This is a genomic window from uncultured Methanobrevibacter sp. (genome assembly GCF_902784195.1).
Lineage (GTDB): Archaea > Methanobacteriota > Methanobacteria > Methanobacteriales > Methanobacteriaceae > Methanobrevibacter.
This window is the reverse complement of the sequence record NZ_CACZTX010000006.1, coordinates 219,687-235,150: the sequence shown is the minus strand read 5'-3', so window position 1 is coordinate 235,150 and position 15,464 is coordinate 219,687. Positions and strand designations below refer to the sequence as shown.

General features: G+C 34.8%; 10 protein-coding genes and 1 riboswitch. Of the genes, 5 read left to right on the top strand and 5 right to left on the bottom strand.

The window, feature by feature from the left end:
- Positions 1-132 precede the first annotated feature (132 nt).
- Positions 133-4,047 (top strand): lectin like domain-containing protein, encoded by a 3,915-nt coding sequence (locus QZU90_RS05945; RefSeq protein ID WP_295608420.1) that lies wholly within the window; start codon positions 133-135, stop codon positions 4,045-4,047.
- 206 nt (positions 4,048-4,253) lie between these two features.
- Positions 4,254-5,582, top strand: a complete 1,329-nt coding sequence (locus QZU90_RS05940; protein WP_296856095.1) for an amidohydrolase family protein — start codon at positions 4,254-4,256, stop codon at positions 5,580-5,582.
- 118 nt (positions 5,583-5,700) lie between these two features.
- On the opposite strand, the gene QZU90_RS05935 is transcribed toward QZU90_RS05940, so the two are convergent.
- Both QZU90_RS05935 and QZU90_RS05930 read right to left on the bottom strand, forming a co-directional pair.
- Entirely contained in the window at positions 5,701-6,165 is a 465-nt protein-coding gene (locus tag QZU90_RS05935) for a flavodoxin (RefSeq protein ID WP_296856093.1), read from the bottom strand.
- A 52-nt stretch (positions 6,166-6,217) separates the two neighbouring features.
- Positions 6,218-7,324, bottom strand: coding sequence for an aldo/keto reductase (locus QZU90_RS05930; RefSeq protein ID WP_296856092.1), 1,107 nt, complete (start codon positions 7,322-7,324; stop codon positions 6,218-6,220).
- A gap of 186 nt (positions 7,325-7,510) precedes the next feature.
- On the opposite strand from QZU90_RS05930, the gene QZU90_RS05925 reads away from it, so the two are divergent.
- Entirely contained in the window at positions 7,511-7,966 is a 456-nt protein-coding gene (locus tag QZU90_RS05925) for a MarR family winged helix-turn-helix transcriptional regulator (RefSeq protein WP_296856090.1), read from the top strand.
- A gap of 688 nt (positions 7,967-8,654) precedes the next feature.
- Here QZU90_RS05925 and tfrA read toward each other — a convergent pair.
- Complete coding sequence (gene tfrA / locus QZU90_RS05920; protein WP_296856088.1) at positions 8,655-10,313, bottom strand: fumarate reductase (CoM/CoB) subunit TfrA; 1,659 nt, start codon at positions 10,311-10,313, stop codon at positions 8,655-8,657.
- Between the two features lie 179 nt (positions 10,314-10,492).
- Entirely contained in the window at positions 10,493-11,134 is a 642-nt protein-coding gene (ribB, locus tag QZU90_RS05915; RefSeq protein WP_295608406.1) for a 3,4-dihydroxy-2-butanone-4-phosphate synthase, read from the bottom strand.
- Between the two features lie 162 nt (positions 11,135-11,296).
- A riboswitch (FMN riboswitch) is annotated at positions 11,297-11,447 on the bottom strand.
- 164 nt (positions 11,448-11,611) lie between these two features.
- Between ribB and QZU90_RS05910 the strand changes: the two genes are divergently transcribed.
- Together QZU90_RS05910 and QZU90_RS05905 are read left to right on the top strand one after the other, a co-directional pair.
- A complete protein-coding gene (locus tag QZU90_RS05910; RefSeq protein ID WP_296856085.1) occupies positions 11,612-13,237 on the top strand; it encodes an AarF/ABC1/UbiB kinase family protein in 1,626 nt (541 codons plus the stop codon).
- 92 nt (positions 13,238-13,329) lie between these two features.
- Positions 13,330-13,662, top strand: a complete 333-nt coding sequence (locus tag QZU90_RS05905) for a hypothetical protein (protein ID WP_292778727.1) — start codon at positions 13,330-13,332, stop codon at positions 13,660-13,662.
- 253 nt (positions 13,663-13,915) lie between these two features.
- Here the strand turns inward: QZU90_RS05905 and QZU90_RS05900 are convergent, their stop codons facing one another.
- Positions 13,916-15,424, bottom strand: coding sequence for a hypothetical protein (locus QZU90_RS05900; protein ID WP_296856082.1), 1,509 nt, complete (start codon positions 15,422-15,424; stop codon positions 13,916-13,918).
- Between the last annotated feature and the right edge of the window lie 40 nt (positions 15,425-15,464).

The following is a 15,464-nucleotide window of genomic DNA, read 5'->3' as shown; positions in this document are numbered from 1 at the left end:
AAAAATTAATTTAATAAATTATGAATATTGAGATTGAAAAGTTAAAATTTAAAAATTAATTTAATAAATTATGAATATTGGGATTGAAAATTAAAATTTAAAAATTAATTAAAGAAAGATTGGGGTTAAATTATGGAAATTAAGCACTGCATTTTAATTTCATTAATTATCATGCTTTTATTGATGATTCCTGCAAGCTTTGCAGCTGCAGATGATTCAATTATCCTAAATGAGAATAATGAAATTAATTACCAAACAAGCACTGAACTAAATGAGATAAATTCTGATTCAATTGATGATGAAACACTTCATTCAATTGAAATAGATGAAAATGATGATACAGAAACAAATTCAGGCTCTGATTCAAATGAGAATAGTCTTGGAAGTATTGATGATGAGATTCTTGATGAAAGCAATTCCCAGAGTCAAGGTGACATCTACACAGACTATTCAGATTACATCAATCTAAAGTCTGAAATGCTTACATATGACTTTAACGTATCCGATTCAAACACTATTTTCGTAAACTCAAGTTATGATGGAGATGAGGAGTTAGGAACCCAATCAAACCCATTCAAAACAATTTCCAGTGCTTATAATTATTTCATAAATGACACTAACTCCAAATCAAACATCTTTTTGGCAGATGGAACATATACCATTTCAGGACGGATGACAATAAGCAAAAATCTTAATCTGATTGGCCAAAGCGCATTGAATACAATCATTGATGGTGAAGGAAACGGATACGGCAATGGAATATTCTTCATCACACCTCCACTCGCATATATTGCTGTAAGTCCTCTTGTAAACTTTGTAAACCTGACATTCACAAGAGGCAATTCCTACTATGGAGGAGCGGTTTACATTAACCAAAGTGCTGTAAACTTTGTATATACCACATTCAAGAACAACTCTGTAAAGGATTATATCTATTACTATGCTCAGAAAACATATCCTGCAAGCGGTGGAGCAATATACAATGACAAGGGATTCGTCAGAATCTACAATTCCATATTTGAAGGAAATACAGCAAATGGAAGTGCAGACGCTTATGCAGGCGCAATCATCAATGATATGGGTGAAATGACAATATTGAATTCCAATTTCATAAACAACTCTGTCAATGGAACATACGGTAGTGGAGGAGCCATATATGATTACAGCGGAATCCTTGTTGTCTACAACACAACAATAGCAAACAATACAGTCAATTCAAACTACTCCATGGGAGGAGGAATCTGCAATTGGGCAAGCCACAACGTGTTCATAATCAACTCTACAATAGAGGGCAACATGCTCAATGGAGATTACACATTCGGTTCTGCAATATCCAACAAGGCAAATCTTCTTGAAATCCATAATGTCACAGTCTCAAGCAATCAAGCAAATGGAATAAGCGATGACAATGGAACCTTCTTCAATTTGAATGGCAATGTAAACATGGCAAATGTGAATTTCAACAATAATTATGTAAAAACCGTGCGAGATGACCTATTGCTTTGCCTTGAAGATCAAATAATAGTCTCAAAAGCATTTGATGACGGATTGCTCACTGACCTTCCTTCATCATATGACTTAAGGGATTATGGATTGGTCACTCCAATTCGTAACCAAGGAGGTTCAGGCTCATGCTGGGCATTTACAACAATTGCAGCACTTGAATCCTATCTATTGAAATATGAAAACATTTCATATGACCTCTCTGAAAACAATATGAAAAACCTGATGGGTCTCTATGGATTGAATGGTACTGATTGGAAAGACGGCGGAAACCAATACATGTCCCTTGCATATCTCTTGCGCTGGAGCGGACCTGTAGAAGAGAGTGATGATCCATTCAGCGATTGGGATACAAGCTCTCCAACCAAACTGAACCTTACAAAGCATGTGCAGGATGTTCTCTTGATTCCGGTGCGTCTAAGCTATAAGGATTTGGACCAAATCAAGTATGCTATCATGACTTATGGGGCATTGTACACTTCAATGCAGGCAGACGATTCATTCCAATACGAACCGGACTATTATCATGATGTCATTGATACCTCTAATCATGCAGTAACTCTCATTGGTTGGGATGACAATTACAAAAAGGAAAATTTTGCAATTACCCCTCCTGGCGATGGGGCATTCATAATAAAGAACAGTTGGGGAACAGACCATGGATATGATGGCTACTGGTACATATCCTACTATGACAAGGCATTTGCAGGATTCGGTCTTGATACAATCTCCGCTATGGCAATTGCAAATGTAGAAAACATTACAAACTACAAGAACATTTACCAATATGACATTCTTGGGAATACATTTGAGTCATTGGGATTCAACTCCCATACTGCTTGGCTTGCAAATCAATTCCTGGCTAAAAACAACAATCCATTGACTGCATTTGGATTATACACCTTTGGAGACAGTGAATATCTAGTAAACATCACTGTAAATGGAATAAGCAAATATATTCAAGAGGGCCTCATAAAAGGTGCAGGATACCATACAATCAAATTGGATGAATATGTGGAGCTTGCCAAAAACGATATATTCAAGATAGCCGTAAAATTGACCACTCCCGATTCATGCTATCCGATAGCTATTGAATCAAAAAGGGAAGGCTATAGCAGTGGAGCAAGCGCAAATCCTAATGAATCATTTATCAGTATGGATGGAATAAACTGGATTGACCTTGTGGACTACAAGAATCTTTATGAAGACGGCTTGAAAGTAATCAAGTTCTACCAATATGCTCAAGACTATGACTTGAAAGAAGCTAATGTATGTCTAAAGGCCTACACTTCAGGGGTCAGTGATATTTGCCTTAGCATAAAGTCAAACAGCAGCACTTACAAGGTAGGTGACTTGATTGACCTTGTCATTACAGTATCAAATGAAGGTGACTTGGTGAATGACCTCAACATCAGCATGGATCTTGATGATTCAATAATCATAAAAAGCTTCCAGATCATTAAGGGTTCATTCAATCAGAATACCAAGGTATGGCATTTAGGCTCTTTAGGTGAAGGTGAGTCCAGTGTGCTTAAGTTAAGCTTATCCCTTAATCGGGCAAAAGCGGTTCTCCCTATCGCATTCAGTTTCGATTATGCAGGATTCAAGCCAAGCAACATTACAAATTCAAATGTCTTGAACTTGTATTATGAAGGAAACACCAAGTTCCAGGATATTGAAAATAAGGCAATATTGTCCAAATCCAATGAAGGAGTGATAATCACTTTGCTGGATCAAAATCTCAATCCTGTAGTTGGTAAGGAAATTACAGTTTCATTGATTGAAAGTGACAACAATCTAAGTTTCTCTCCTGCAAAATTGCTTTTGGATGAAAATGGAACCGCTAAATTTAGCTTAAATCTTGTGGAAGGAAATTACATGTTCATGGCTTCATTCATTGGAGACAGCTATTACAAATCTTCCAATGAAACATTCACCGTAAATGTGACAAAAAGAAACAGTCCACATATCATAGTTGAAGAGACCTTGATAAAAGGGGATGAATTCAAGGTTGTTTTGATAGATGACAACTACAATGCACTTCCAAATAAGGCAATTAAATTCATCGTTAGCCTAAATGATAAGGTTGTCTTGACAAAAACTGCAACCACAAACGCAAACGGTGAAGCCAAATTGACTGGGCTTTCAAAATTGAGCAATGGAAATTACATTGTGAAGATAGTCTTTGGTGACGATTACTATAAAGACAGTTCCTTGACTAAAAAGATAACAATCAAAAGGACTGTAGCTAAGAAGATAGTCAAGAAGGCTACCAAATTGTATGTTCCTAAGAAGACTTTCAAGGCTAAGAAAAAAGTCAAGAAACTAACTGCAACTTTGAAAAATGGAAAGAAAGTAATCAAAGGCAGAAAGATTGTTTTCATCATAAATAAGAAAAAGTACACAGCAAAAACTAATAAGAAAGGTGTTGCAACAGTTAAAATAAAGCTTTCCAAGAAGAAAACCTATAAGGTAACTGTAAAATTCGCTGGAGACAAGTATTATAAGGCAAGTAAAAGGACTTCCAAGGTAGTTATAAAATAAGATAGCTAAAACTTATCTTATTTTATTTTTTTAAAATGAACATTAATTCGTAATATATAAAATAATTCAAACTAAATTTTAGACATTAACAAAATGAAAATATTTTTTTATAATATGATATAAATAATATCATGTTAATTAAAAATTTTAAAAAATAAAATAAATTAAAATCTAATTATTGCTTTTATTCGATAAAAGGTGTTTTAATGGAAAGTCAAAATATATTAATCAAAAATGCAACTATAATAAATCCATTGGGAAATGGAAAAACTGAAGAAAAGAATGCGGATGTATTGATAGTTGAAGATAAGATTGCAGAAATAGGAAACGCAATCGACGAATCAAATGCAGAAAAGATAATTGATGCAACAGACAAGATATTGATGCCAGGTCTTGTCAACACTCACACTCACATTTCAATGTCACTTTTACGTGGAATAGCTGATGATTTGGAATTGGACACTTGGCTTAACGATCACATCTGGCCTATGGAAGCACACCTAAGCAGGGAGTACTGTTACATAGGTGCACTTCTTGGTGCAGCTGAAATGATCAAGAGCGGTACAACCACATTTTCAGACATGTACTTCTATATGGATGGTGTCGCACAGGCAGTTGAAGAAATTGGTATGAGGGCAGTGTTGTCATATGGTATGATTGATTTCGGCATTGAGGAAAAACGTGAAAACGAATTCAAGGAAAACATATCCTTAATAAAGAATCACAACAATACTGCAGATGGAAGAATCACTACAATGTTCGGTCCACACTCAATCTATACCACTTCAAGTGAGCTTCTAGAGAGGGTTAGAAAGGAAGCTGATAAGTACCAAGTTGGTATCCACATTCATATGAACGAGACAATGAAGGAAATTAATGATTGTAAGGAAGCTCATCAAAATAAAAGACCCTTCGAGTATTTAGATGACTTGGGCATATTAGGCAGTGATATTGTTGCGGCTCATGGTGTATGGTTAGACCAAAATGAGATAGATTTGATTAAAAAGTATGATGTCAAGGTTTCACACAACCCCTGCAGTAACATGAAACTTGCATCTGGTGCAGCACCTATAGGTGAACTCTTAAGTCAAGGTGTATGCGTTGGATTAGGTACTGATGGCGCATCAAGCAACAACAATCTTGACATGTTCGATGAGATGAAGTTTGCAGCACTTCTTCAAAAGGTTTCAACACTCAATCCGAAACTTGCAACTGCAGATGAAGTGATAAACATGGCAACCTATAATGGTGCAAATGCATTAGGCATTGATGCAGGTTCAATTGAAGTTGGCAAAAAGGCAGATCTTATTCTTGTTGACACAAACGCTCCTAACATGACTCCAATGAGCAATGCGATTTCATCCAACATGGTATATTCAGCAAATGGTTCCAATGTTGACACCACTATCTGTAATGGAAAAATATTGATGGAAAACAGAAAGCTTCTCACTGTGGATGAAGGCCATATCTTAAGTGAGGCAAAAAGAGCTATTGCAGAAATGAAAGAGTTAAGAGAAGCTGAAGCTGAGGAATAGGCAATTTTTCTATTCCTATTATTTTTAATTCTTAAATTTATTTTATATTTTACGAACTATTTTTGGGTTTATAAAAAAAGAAAATGAATAATTTTTTATTCATTTTCATTTAGAATATTTATTCATTTACCCAATTGATAATCTCATCATCAGATTCTCTACCGTATAATCTTTTTCCTGGTTTCCAGTTAGCTTCTGGATAAGCGTTTTTCAAGTCGTTTTCACAACCTGTTATTCCAGTTCCACCAGAGGTACAGAAAGCTATTGCAGTTTTTCCAGCAATGTCAATGCTTTCAATGAAAGTGTTTATTATAGTTGGAGCAGTGTACCACCATACCGGAAAACCGATGAGAATTGTATCATATTCAGAGACATCAATTGTTTCCTTGATAGGAGGTCTAAATGTTCTGTCATTCATTTCAATAGTTGATCTGCTTGTCTTGTCCATATAATCCAAGTCTGCTGCGGTATATGGAGTTTCAGGAGTAATCTCAAAGATGTCTGCATCAAGTGCATTTGCCACTTTTTCTGCCACTTTTTTGGTTACTCCTCTTGCTGAGAAATAAGCTACTAAAGTTTTCATTTTATCACCATCTTTATTGATTTAAAAAATTTATTCATTATATTATTTAGAATTATTCAAATGTATCTACAACATCTTTTAAAAGTGTTGGAATGTCTAGTTTTTGGGTACAGATTGCCATGCAGGATTCACATTCAGTACATGCAGATGCCGGTGCATTTGCAGCTGCAGTTGTTCCATAGATAGCATGCAATGAAGGAAGTGAATACATCTTTTCACTGTTGTACAATTCAAAGAAATCAGGTATAGGGATTCCTGCTGGGCATTCCTTTAGGCAATATCCGCAGTAACTGCAGTCTATTGCAATGAGCTCCTTGATTTCATTTGCCATTTCAAGCACGAACTTCTCTTCCTCTTCGCTCATAGGTTCAAATGGCTTGAATACTTCACAGTTCTCTTTCATCTGCTCGAGGTTTCCTACACCACTTAAAACCACTTTGACATTTTCATGGCTTCCTGCAAATCTTAAGGCCGCTTCAACCAGTGTCATACCTTCTTTTTCGAATTTTTCTTTAATGTCGTCAGGCAAATTGTAGAGAGTTCCACCTTTTATTGGTTCCATTACAATTACATCCTTGCCGAATTTTTCACAGATTTCATAATTCTTTCTTGATTCTGTAAGTTTGCTTTCCCAGTCAAGATAGTTCAATTGGAGCTGCACAACATCGATTGCATCGCCATATTTTAGAAGGATCTCTTCAAGCAAGTCAGCTCTATCATGGTAACTGATACCTATTTTCTTGGCTATTCCTTCCTCTTTCATTTTCTTAATGTAGTCGAAACTGTTGGAGTTTTCAGCTATTTGAAGGAAGGTTTCATTGATATTGTGGATAAGCAATACATCAAAGAAATCGGTTCCTAATCTTTCAAGCATTATATCAACGAATTTTTGATTGTCCTCTTCACTAGTTAAAGCCCATGTAGGTATCTTGTCAGCTATTTTAAAGGAGTCTCTAGGATATCTTTTCACAAGACCTTCCCTTAATCCCACTTCTGATGCTCCATTATGGTATGCATAGGAAGTGTCGAAGTAGTTGAATCCTTGATTCATATAATAGTCAATCATTTCTGCAAAATCATTAAAATTTACTGAACTTTCATCATTTTCATCTTCAAGGTCCAGTCTCATAGCTCCAAATCCAAACATAACATCGCTCATAATTGTCACCTGTTTAATTAGATTATAATTTTATCGAATTTTCATATATTTTTAAAAATATTATATATGATATAGTATATAAATCTTTCCTAAGGAAACAGTTATCTAATGAAAATATTTAAATATATTGAAAGATATAGTTTATATAAAGAGAATAAGCTTTATTGTTTTAGAATTGGTGTAAATATGGAATTGCCTAATCAGTTTATTAATGAAAATCCTGAGGACATTAGAATTTATCACTTTGTAGAGGAATTGGTAGGAAGCTTTAAAAATTACATTGATGAGGAATTTGTAGATGAAGACATCAGTTTAGTTGAACTTCCTTTTTTACTCAGAATAAGGTTTTCCACTGAAGGAACTCAAAAGGAATTGGTGAATCTATTCAAGGTCAGTGATGGTTACACTGCAAAGCTTCTAAGGCGTTTTGAATTGGCTGGTCTTATTAAAAGAATAGAAGATCCATCTAATAGGCGTAGAAAATTAGTTAAATTAACTGATAAAGGCATTAAAAGAACTGATAAGATATTAAAGTACATCGATTACTGGGAAGATACAGTAATGGATGGAATCGATGAGGATGAGAGAAAAGTCTTGAAAAAATCCTTATTGAAGTTGGTTCTAAACACTCAAAAGCTTTAAAACTCCTTTTTTATTTTTTTAAAACAAGTTTTTACATAAATTATTTCATTTCACACGAACTATTTTTTACAAGATAAAAAAAGTGGAGATAAATCTCCACTAGCAGGAAAAATCAATCTCAAATGAGATTGACACACAAGTATTTAATTAAATATAGTTTTTTTAAATATTTAAATATTTTTATCTCTAGAAATTTCTAAGGCAAAACTAAAAATGGAAAATTTAAATTACTCAGTATTTAAAAATTTTTACAAATTAATTAATTTTTATACAAAAGGTAATATGAATTCTATTTATTAAACTAATGGCACGTAGTAGTTTTAAAATTTCATCCATCATAGAACCACCTCCTGTCTTTTAGTCAGGAGCATACTTGTGTTTTTCCTCCTGCTTAAAATTTGTAGTTCTAGATAAATTTCCAAATTTAGAATTGCCAAATATTAGTTTAAAACTAATTATTTATTAATTTAACTAATTTTTGGATTTATTTTTTTAATTTAATATCAATTTACAAATATTAAGTCAATTTAACAGTTTTAATCAATTATAATATTGTTAAATTAATATAATAATATTCTTAAAAAAATAGTTTATTACAATACGAATTATTTTTTCCAAGATAAAAAAAGTGGAGCTGAACTCCACAAAAATTAGAATAAAAGATATTGATAAAAATTAGTCAATCTTACTAACGTTTAGCAAATCTAATCTTATTTGGTCCCATGATAATGCTCTTTTTCCAAAGCTCATCGTTAGTTTCTGGGAAGTCTTCTCTGAAGTGTGCTCCTCTACTTTCTCTTCTGAGTATTGCAGATTTTACGATAAGGATACAGATTTCAACCATGTTGATTACTTCAAGAGCGGTAAGGAGTGATTCATTGAATTGAGTCCTGTCATCAACATTGAGGTCATTCAATTCCTCTTTCATTTCAAGAAGTCTTTCAAGAGCGGACTTTAGGTTTTGCTCATTTCTTACAATTGAGACTTTTTCCCACATCAATTGCTGGATTTCCTTCTTCATAGCTATTGGATCGATGGAACCTTCCTTCATCAATGATTCTATTCTATTCTTTTCCTCTTCAACAGCTGTGAAATTGTACTGCATGACAGTCAAGTCACATGCAAGAGCTGCAGCAAATCCTGCTCTTTTACCGAACACTTGAGTGTCTGCAAGTGCATTACCTCCAAGACGGTTAGCACCATGGACTCCTCCACATACTTCACCGCAAGCGAATAGGTTTTCAACAGTGGATTGACCATCTTCGTTGATTCTGACCCCTCCCATATGATGGTGTGCAGTAGGTGCAACTTCCATTGGTTCGGTTTTTATGTCCACTCCAATGTCTTCAAACTGAAGCACCATTGTTTCAAGCTTTTCATCAATCAAGTCTGGGTCGAGGTGGCTTACATCAAGGTAGACTCCACCATGTTCGGTTCCTCTTCCTTCCATGATTTCATTGTAGATTGACCTTGCAACAACGTCACGGGTAGCAAGTTCCATACGGTCATCGTATCGGCCCATGAACCTTTCACCTTCGCTGTTGATGAGTCTTCCGCCTTCAGCCCTTACCGCTTCAGTTACAAGAACTCCCTTTCTTGAATCCGGATAGACCATACCTGTTGGGTGGAACTGTATCTCTTCCATATCAATCAGGTCTGCTCCAACATTCCATGCAAGTGCAAATCCATCCCCATTCTTTTGGGTTGTATTTGAGGTTACAGGGAACAATTGACCGGATCCACCAGTTGCAAGAACAACAGCTTTAGCTTGGAAATAGATGATGTCATTGTTCTTGAGGTCAAGTCCAACTGCACCGATCACTTTTGAGAGGATGTTGTTTGAGTCATCCTTGATAAGTGCTGTAATCATCACTTCATCAATGGTCTTGATGCCACGCTTGATGATTTCTTCCTTAAGTGCAGTCATGATTTCATGGCCGGTTCTGTCTCCTTGGAAACAGGTTCTTCTATAGGTTTGACCACCAAATGGCCTTTGGTTCAATTCACCGGATTCCTGTCTGTCAAAGAGGGCGCCATACTCTTCCAAGTCACGGAGTCTGTCAGGTGATTCATTGATTAGAATGTCTACTAATTTAGGGTCATTAAGGTAGCTACCACCTTTTAAGGTGTCTTTAATATGCGCTTCTACACTATCCTCTGGGTCTACAAGTCCAAGTGCAGCATTGTATCCACCTTCAGCCATTCCAGTACAGCCTGATCTGAAAGTCAATCCTTTTGAAACAATCAATGCTTCCTTTCCTTGATTGGACACTTCAATTGCTGCTCTACAGCCTGCACCACCAGAACCTATAATCAATACATCAGTTGTGATAGTTTTAATTTCCATAATTTCCCTTCTTAGTTGTTTTTAGTAATTTTAGGAATTTTTGGTCAAGGTTTTTGACGAAGTCAAAAAGCTTGTATATAATTTCCCTTCTTAGTTGTTTTTTTTTAATCAATTGCTAGTTTTTTAATTTAATTGCAAAAAATTTTGGTCAAGGTTTTTGACGAAGTCAAAAAGCTTGGTTAAACGTTATTTTCTTTACGATATGTAATAATATCTTCAATTGTTACAACAGGCATGTCATGCTCTTTTGAGAACTCAATAACATCTGGCATCCTTGCCATGGTTCCGTTTGGCAATGTGATTTCACATAATACCCCCGCAGGATTAAGGCCAGCAAGTCTCATTAAATCAATGGTTGCTTCAGTATGGCCATCTCTTTCAAGCACTCCACCTTCTCTTGCTCTAAGAGGGAATACGTGACCTGGGTGGTTTAAATCACTTGGCTTTGCATCTGGATTTGATGCAGCCTTAACGGTTTTTACTCTGTCTGCTGCAGATACGCCAGTGGTTACTCCTTCTGCTGCTTCAATTGTTATTGTAAATCCAGTACCATAGGTACTTGTATTGTTTTCTACCATTAAAGGAAGTTCCAATTCATCTGCCTTATCAGGAGTTAAGCATAAGCATACGATTCCACTTCCTTCTCTTATGAGAAGTGCCATTTGCTCCTCAGTCAAGTGTTCTGATGAAAAGATCATGTCTCCTTCATTCTCACGTGTCTCATCATCAGTTACAATGACTCCATTTCCTGATCTAATTGCATCCAATGCTATTTCCACTCTTTCTTGAGGACTTCCTTTTAAACTTTCTTCATGATTCATAGTAAAGCTCCTTAGTTGTTTAAATTAAAAGTTTTCTAATTCTAGTTACTAGAATCAGGGCAAAAAAAGGATATTTATTTTTAAGTAAAGGTGATTTTTTTTAGATTTTTAGCTATTCTCTATTAATCAAACATAGAGTTATCTAACCTATTTACTTTAAACTCATATTCTCTTCCATCCGGACTGTCACCGTCGGTTTTGGACTTTCACCAAATCAACACAATTGTGCTCGTGGACTTATCATTTTTAGAAAAAATTTTTGCACTAATGAATCACCACCGGTGGAGAATTTCACTCCGCCCTGAGAATTGTATATTAAAATATATTGTAAGTGATTAAAATACTTTTTTATATATCTTTTTTATATATAAATAAATTATTTTAACAAATGTTAATCATATTAAGAAAAATTTTTTAACTTTTTTTTATAAACATTATCATAATAATGTTTAATTCATGTAATTTGGTTAGGATATTATGGCATCAAGAGAAGAAATAAAGGAAGCTAGTCAAAGGATTAACGAAATCCGTAACGTTGCTAAGAAGTATAATGTAGGACATTTGATATCTGAATCTAGAAAACCTAAATACCCCTCTCAAGGTGAATATGAAGATGAATTGGATTCTTCTGGAATTAGAATGGCCTTGGAGGAATTAGGCCCGGCTTATGTCAAATTAGGTCAGCTTTTATGTACAAGGCCTGACCTTGTCGGAAATGAGATTGCAGAGGAACTGACAAAGCTTAGGGATAACACTCCTGTCACCCCATTTGAAGAGATCAGGGAAGTGATAGAAACTGAACTTGGTCAGCCATTGGATGAAGTGTACTCCGAATTTGAAGAGGAGCCACTCGGGTCAGCGTCAATCGGTCAGGTTTACAAGGCCACATTGAAGGAAACTGGTGAAAATGTAGCTGTGAAAGTCCAAAAGCCAGGTTCATATGATATCGTTGCATCTGATGTAAGGATAATGGTTTACTTGGCTGAAAAGGCTGACAGGTACATTACAAAAACAAGAACATTCAACTTGCCGGCAATCATAAAGGAATTTGAAAGATCCATTTTCAAGGAACTTGACTATATGGAAGAGGTCATGAACATTCAAAAGATCACCAAGAACTTTGAAGGTCATGATTATGTGAAATATCCTAAAGTATATCCTAAGCTATGTACCAATAGGCTCATCAATATGGAGCTTGTTGAAGGATATAATGTCACCGACTTGTATGACAATGAGATTGAAGGCATATCAGGCAAGAAAATTGCAAATGATATAGTCGAATCCTATTTCAAGCAAATGATGATTGACGGTTTCTTCCATGCAGACCCTCACCCAGGTAACATGATCATAGATGCAGAAGAGAAAAAGCTCTGCTACCTTGATTTAGGTATGATGGGAATATTGAATGAAACTTTCCGCAGTGACTTGGCTCAATTGATCTTATTATTGCTAGGAGGAAATGCAAACAGCCTTGTCAAGCAATTGCTTTATATGAAAATCATCTCTCCTGAACAGGATACTGAAGAGTTAAGGATGGATATCGAGGATTTGGTAAATCGTTACATTGGTGCTGATTTGGACCAAATGGATGGTGTTTTGGAAAAATTAATCAACACCATGATCAAGCATGGAGTAACACTTCCAAGAGAATTCGTCATGATTGGAAGAGGAGTGGCACTTATTGAAGATATAGGATATAATTTGGACAAGGACTTCAATATTGGAGAGGCACTTCAAAGATTCTCCAAAAAATTAGTTGTCAATAAGTTCAATCCTGTGAATGTTGCAAAAGGAAGCTATGACTATCTATTGGATGTTGAACATTTAATGAAGGATTTGCCTGATAGGATAAATTCCACCCTTACAAAAGTGGAAAAAGGAGAAATAAAAGTCAATTTGGAACTTAAAGGATTGACTGAACTTAAGAATCAGCTTTCAGCATCACTCATAATATCTGCACTTATCATAGGTTCATCATTGGCTATCCTATCAAACAGCGGACCAAAAATGTGGGACACTTCTGCAATTGGTCTATTCGGATTCCTATTAAGTGCAGTCTTAGGATTTTACATAGTTATAAAATATGTCCTCCTTGACAAATAAGTTCAAATTTCAAAATTACAAATTAATTCTAAGCTGATAAGTAAGTTAAATTCATTTAAATTACAAATAAATTCTATAAAGGAGGATTTAATATGGGAATTAAAAGCGCAGCAAAAAAAGTCGGAAAAGCAATTATCTTCATGAAACTCTTTGAAGAGATAAAAGCCAATAAAGAGCCATTAGAAGCAGATATTGCTAAATTGAAAGAAATCATTGAAGAATGGAAAGCAGAAGCTCCAGAAGACAAGACCGCTATTTTGGCTTCCATTTTGGTAAAAGCTCAAGAAGGCAATGTTGAAGATGCAAAAGCAGAATTCGAACAGGCTAAAGCGGAATACCATGCTGAAGATGAAGACATTCTTCCATGGTTTGAAAACCAAATTGAAATCATTGAAGCTGAAAAGGAAGCAGAAGCAGAAGAATAATTTATTTTTAAATTATTTTTCTTCTATTTTTTCTTTTTTTATTTTTTAATTATTTTTTTAATATTTTTCAATTAATTTTTTCACTAATTTTTTATTTTTAAATCTTTTTTTAATTAATTTTCAAAGCCCTTTCATAAGTTTTGATCTTTTAAAAATAGCTGGTTTTAATTGTTAAATAAAAATTTTGAAAAAAAGAAAATTAAATGCCTTAATTCAATAAGGCATTCTATTTTATTTTAAATATTAATTTAAATCATCTTTTGACTTTCACAGTTCTTTTAATGCTGTGTTTAAGATAAGACATTTTTACAGTGTATTTTTTACCTGCTTTAAGCTTTTTAAGCACGCTTTTTTTGATTATGACTTTTGCAATTCCTTTTGAGTTGGTTTTTGCATAATAGTTTTTGCCTCTGAATCTGAATTTAATCTTTTTATTTTTAAGCAATGCTTTTCCTTTAGTAAGCTTTACAGTTAAAGTGAGTTTTTTAGCAGATTTTTTCACTGTTTTGTTTTTTGAAGTCAATTTGATGTAATTGTAAATGCAGTTTGAACAGGTTCCACCTAATACATCCCTGCCAGATGAACTTGCCTTATTGGCAGTGAAATTGCATTTATTCACTTTCAAACGCTTCTTGTCAGATGCAACATTTAAAAATCCATATATTGCTCCACCTTTGTTAGCAGTGTTTTTGCTGAAAGCACAATTGGTGATATTTGCAGAATAGTATTTCATCTTTGGAACCCAAGTCTTGTTTACGTAACTGCCGCTTTGTTCATGGCATCTGAAGTAAACCGCTCCACCATTTTTAGGTGCCTTGTTATTTGTGAATTTTGAATTCTTTAAAACCAAATTCTTGTTTGCAAATACCGCTCCTCCATGCTCATTAGCTTGGTTGGAATTAAATGTACATGAATTGATGTTTAGGTGAGTGAATCCATAAATTGCTCCTCCACCACGTCCTTTTGCAATATTGTTGGTGAAAATGCATTTGGATACATAGTCTGTTCCATAGCTTAAATCAATGTTTAATGGAGCATTGAAAATGAATTCCATTTCCCCTTCAGGAGTTTCATCCTCATAAGCTTTCTTAAAGAATTCAACGGCTTTGTCTATGGAAAATGTTAAGACAGCTCCACCGTCTCCTCCTGCAGTATTCTTGGTAAATTTGGAATTCTTTAAGTTCAAGTGTCCTACAGAGTTTATAGCACCACCACAATATTTAGCGTAGTTATTTGTAAAGACACAATTGTTAACGGTTAAATTACCATAATTGAATATTGCTCCACCGTAAAGATCGGTGTTTCCATTGACGAATTTAATGTTGTTCAATACAACGTAATTGTTATCAGTAAGGCCATATCTCACTAAGAATATTCTTGACTTGGACAATCCGTCTAGTGTGTGGCCGTTACCGTTTATTGTCAAGTTCTTATTTATTTGGATACCTCTTTTGCTAAATCCATCATCATAAGTGTAATTCTTATCCAATGTAATTACAGTCCCTTCTTCTGCATTATTGATTTTCTGTTGCAATGCAGAAAATGTTCCATCATCTTCTGGGTTCGCTTCCATTACATCCTCCTCGGAAGATTCAGTTAGGATTTCATCTATATTTCCAACTGAATCGCTGTCATCAACAGCAATGATTCCAGTGTCTTCGGCTGCATTCACTGCATCATCAACCTCATTTGCAGAAACGCTTGCAATGGTGAATAGGAAAATGATTAGGCATACCATCAGAAGGCTTTTTTTGAATTTCATAAACTTTCCTCATTTCATTTATCATATATAGATTAACGTA

Excerpts from the sequence above, each read along its gene's own strand:
- QZU90_RS05945 (WP_295608420.1), top strand. The coding sequence starts at position 133 with ATGGAAATTAAGCACTGCATTTTAATTTCATTAATTATCATGCTTTTA.
- QZU90_RS05940 (WP_296856095.1), top strand. The coding sequence starts at position 4,254 with ATGGAAAGTCAAAATATATTAATCAAAAATGCAACTATAATAAATCCA.
- QZU90_RS05935 (WP_296856093.1), bottom strand. The coding sequence starts at position 6,165 with ATGAAAACTTTAGTAGCTTATTTCTCAGCAAGAGGAGTAACCAAAAAA.
- QZU90_RS05930 (WP_296856092.1), bottom strand. The coding sequence starts at position 7,324 with ATGAGCGATGTTATGTTTGGATTTGGAGCTATGAGACTGGACCTTGAA.
- QZU90_RS05925 (WP_296856090.1), top strand. The coding sequence starts at position 7,511 with ATGGAATTGCCTAATCAGTTTATTAATGAAAATCCTGAGGACATTAGA.
- tfrA (WP_296856088.1), bottom strand. The coding sequence starts at position 10,313 with ATGGAAATTAAAACTATCACAACTGATGTATTGATTATAGGTTCTGGT.
- ribB (WP_295608406.1), bottom strand. The coding sequence starts at position 11,134 with ATGAATCATGAAGAAAGTTTAAAAGGAAGTCCTCAAGAAAGAGTGGAA.
- QZU90_RS05910 (WP_296856085.1), top strand. The coding sequence starts at position 11,612 with ATGGCATCAAGAGAAGAAATAAAGGAAGCTAGTCAAAGGATTAACGAA.
- QZU90_RS05905 (WP_292778727.1), top strand. The coding sequence starts at position 13,330 with ATGGGAATTAAAAGCGCAGCAAAAAAAGTCGGAAAAGCAATTATCTTC.
- QZU90_RS05900 (WP_296856082.1), bottom strand. The coding sequence starts at position 15,424 with ATGAAATTCAAAAAAAGCCTTCTGATGGTATGCCTAATCATTTTCCTA.